Origin of the sequence: Pedobacter frigidisoli (genome assembly GCF_004331675.1) — a bacterium.
Classification (GTDB): domain Bacteria; phylum Bacteroidota; class Bacteroidia; order Sphingobacteriales; family Sphingobacteriaceae; genus Pedobacter; species Pedobacter frigidisoli.
This window is the reverse complement of the sequence record NZ_SJSN01000045.1, coordinates 1-2845: the sequence shown is the minus strand read 5'-3', so window position 1 is coordinate 2845 and position 2845 is coordinate 1. Positions and strand designations below refer to the sequence as shown.

Genomic DNA, 2845 nt, shown 5'->3' with positions numbered 1-2845 from the left:
ATGTCAGCTTCAACTTTGGTTATCTGCAGTTCTTTATCTTCCTTGCTGATCACCAGGGTTTTGATTTCTGTGTCCTTGCTTTTCTGTTCGTTGATATAAGGCTCTTTTGCCATTTGCTGTTTTCCCACTAGCTCTTTTTCCTCATTTTGGAACCTCGCATAAATAGCATTTAAGCAAATGGATAGAGCTAAGGGGCTGCCACTGTTTCTTGATCCATCCCTAAAACCCGCTTCGTGGTAAGTTCTTTTCCTTACCTCCTCTGCCTCTTCGATAGGCGGCTCGTTGATCTGTACATTTTCATCCTGGGCATTGTCATCCATTTTTGGACGAAAAAAATTATCTATTTGTGAGATCATAAAATTAAGTTTTAGGTTTGATTTATCGTTTTATTTCTCTTTTTCAGAAACAATCCGGTCTCTGGAGTATGTTTTTCGAACAGGTAAAACCTCGGTAACTTTTTCTTCCTCTAGAGGTTCCTTTTTGCGATAGAAACCGATGAGTAAAAAGAGTAATCCGGCAATTATATCGAGTGGTATCCATATACTTTTTCTATGCAGATAAAAGGGGAATAGTGGATTAAAAAAGATTAATACGAGAATAAATATGAAAGCCAAGGGATAGTTTTTGTACCTCAACCAACCGTAGATAAATAATATGGCGCCTAATGAAACAATTGTCCTCAGGAAGGTATAATAAACTATCGGCAACTTTAGTACGCCAACGAAGCATGCTATAGCACAGGTCGCACCTATAAACCTGACTGTAATTTTACCATCACTATGGTTATGATTACGATTGTACATCTGTTTCATTAGCGGTATTTAACAGTTGTTTGGTAGTCCCTAAATGTTTGGCCAAATGCTTCTGTAAACTCATAGTTGCTAAATTCGTATTCTTCGTTTAAGCCAGTATCTGTACGCAGTTTGATCTGGCCATATTTAGCTATTGGGATTTGATAATTGCCTTTAAATCTTTTATCTGGCGTACCGTTTTTGTTTACTTTTGCCCAGGTTTTGTCAATAACCTTCGAATCGCGGGGTACCGTTCCCGTCTCTGTAAACCTTACATAACTCTGCTGTATGTTAATTTCATCAAGCCCGATTATTGCAAAATCTTTCTTGTTGGCATACATTACAATAAAGCTGGGGTAGAAATATAAATCTGCGCCATTTGCATTTTCAAAATAAAGTGCTTCAAAATCCGACCTAATTTCAACTAGTGATCTAAAAGAAAACCTTACATCTCTTTTGCTTACAATCGTACTGGCCGATGAACGTGCTGCTACACGGTCTTGAAAGTGTGCATTGGTTACATCCCAAATTTTATGTGAGGTTGTTAAATTTCCAAATGCTTTGACCAAGCTATCGTACTTTTCCCTGATTTCTGGATCAAACTCCAAATCTAGTTTCACAAAACAGTTACCAATCAGCTCTGTTGTTTGCTTTATAACCTCTTTTTGAGCTTGGATATTTAGCCTTATATCTTTGGATATTGATTTATATATCAACCCATAAAGCAATACGTAACTTAAAATTAGTTTCATTTTTGAGGTGGCCAAAGCCGCCTGAATTTTTAGCAGATCAACTTTGAGCTCCTTCCTTTGTTGCTGTGCCAAAAGTATTGCTTCTTTTATTCCCGCCATATTTTGACTGGTTATCTCGTGCACATCTGCACTAAAAATATTCTCAGAAATCTCTATTTGCTCAACGTGGTCGTAGATATCGGGCGTGGTGTTAAGACCCGACAGCTTATGTCTGCTACTAATATTTAAAAGAGGAACAGACGTGTTTAGATAAGTTCCAGACTTTCCGAAAGTCATACTGGCTCCTTTAACCCCAATCGAGGTTGATATGCCACTTTTACTAAAGTTCAAATGAACCCCAGGTATAATTTTAATTCTTTTATGAAAGCTCCAAGCCATTTGATATTTTAATTTTGATATTCCAAAACTATGCGGCTTAAGGGGACTATCCTTACGGAAAACCGTAAAACGAGAAACTATTTTACCACGGGAATAACTTGATTATAATTAGTTAGCCGCAAATTTAAAAAACAGATGTTATAAAAAGGGACTGTTAGAACGTCTGTAAGACGAGAAACAGCCCCTCTGTTGGTAAGCTCAAAAGAAAGATTTTAGTTTAAGTGGTATGACATGGTTTTGAACATGTTTTACAGCCATTTGATTTACTATAAGTTTTTTTTGCTTCTGTGACGGCGCCTTCACATGATAAAAATTCGCCTAAATACTTTCTGTTATCAACAGCAGGTAAGTAAGTACAGTCTTGATCATGAACTTCATGATCACCGTTACTTTGTGCATTTTTGTTTACATAATACTTTTTCATCTTGAATTATTTTAGATGATAAACCTATGTAGACAACAATTCTTTTCCTAAAGGGAAACCGTATTTTAAGTAATTCGATATTTATTACCCACCCTTTCTTGGGCTTTAGGAGATCCTCCGTTTGGAGGATGGAGCAGTACCTTTATATTTGGGTATTGGGCAGATCATTAATAATTCTAAAGTTTGATGATGTTGGGTTCTTGATTATTCCGAACAAAGTACACCACATTCCGAGGCATAGTGCACCAGTTTGGTTCTGGCTTTAGCACTAACTTTTTAACCATATCACTTTTTGGACAAAGCGATATTCTGTAAACTTAATGATTTTTTTTATTTCTCATGGATTTGCCCGTAAGTGCAATTCTGTGAGCAGATGCTGACAGCCTGTCCATAATTGCATCTGCAAGTGTGGGTTCATCTATAAAGTTATACCAGTTATCCACTGGCAGCTGCGAGGTTATTATTGTCGCACCGTTGCCGTATCTATCCTCCAGAATATC

5 protein-coding genes are annotated in these 2845 nt (G+C 37.0%); all 5 read right to left on the bottom strand.

Annotated features, from left to right (window positions below):
* Positions 1–356 (bottom strand): hypothetical protein (locus tag EZ449_RS22350; RefSeq protein WP_205943061.1); only part of this gene is annotated, 356 nt, incomplete at its 3' end.
* Between the two features lie 30 nt (positions 357–386).
* The gene (locus tag EZ449_RS22345; RefSeq protein ID WP_205943060.1) at positions 387–812 is read right to left on the bottom strand and encodes a DUF6804 family protein; all 426 of its coding nucleotides are present in this window, start codon (positions 810–812) and stop codon (positions 387–389) included.
* The gene (locus EZ449_RS22340) at positions 812–1921 is read right to left on the bottom strand and encodes a DUF4236 domain-containing protein (RefSeq protein ID WP_131563094.1); all 1110 of its coding nucleotides are present in this window, start codon (positions 1919–1921) and stop codon (positions 812–814) included. The genes EZ449_RS22345 and EZ449_RS22340 overlap by 1 nt, the downstream gene beginning before the upstream one ends.
* A gap of 217 nt (positions 1922–2138) precedes the next feature.
* On the bottom strand, positions 2139–2345 hold the full coding sequence (locus tag EZ449_RS22335; protein WP_131563092.1) for a hypothetical protein: 207 nt from the start codon (positions 2343–2345) through the stop codon (positions 2139–2141).
* 317 nt (positions 2346–2662) lie between these two features.
* On the bottom strand, positions 2663–2845 hold a 183-nt coding region (locus EZ449_RS22330), incomplete at its 5' end, for an ATP-binding protein (RefSeq protein WP_165456441.1).

Excerpts from the sequence above, each read along its gene's own strand:
- EZ449_RS22340 (WP_131563094.1), bottom strand. The coding sequence starts at position 1,921 with ATGGCTTGGAGCTTTCATAAAAGAATTAAAATTATACCTGGGGTTCAT.
- EZ449_RS22345 (WP_205943060.1), bottom strand. The coding sequence starts at position 812 with ATGAAACAGATGTACAATCGTAATCATAACCATAGTGATGGTAAAATT.
- EZ449_RS22335 (WP_131563092.1), bottom strand. The coding sequence starts at position 2,345 with ATGAAAAAGTATTATGTAAACAAAAATGCACAAAGTAACGGTGATCAT.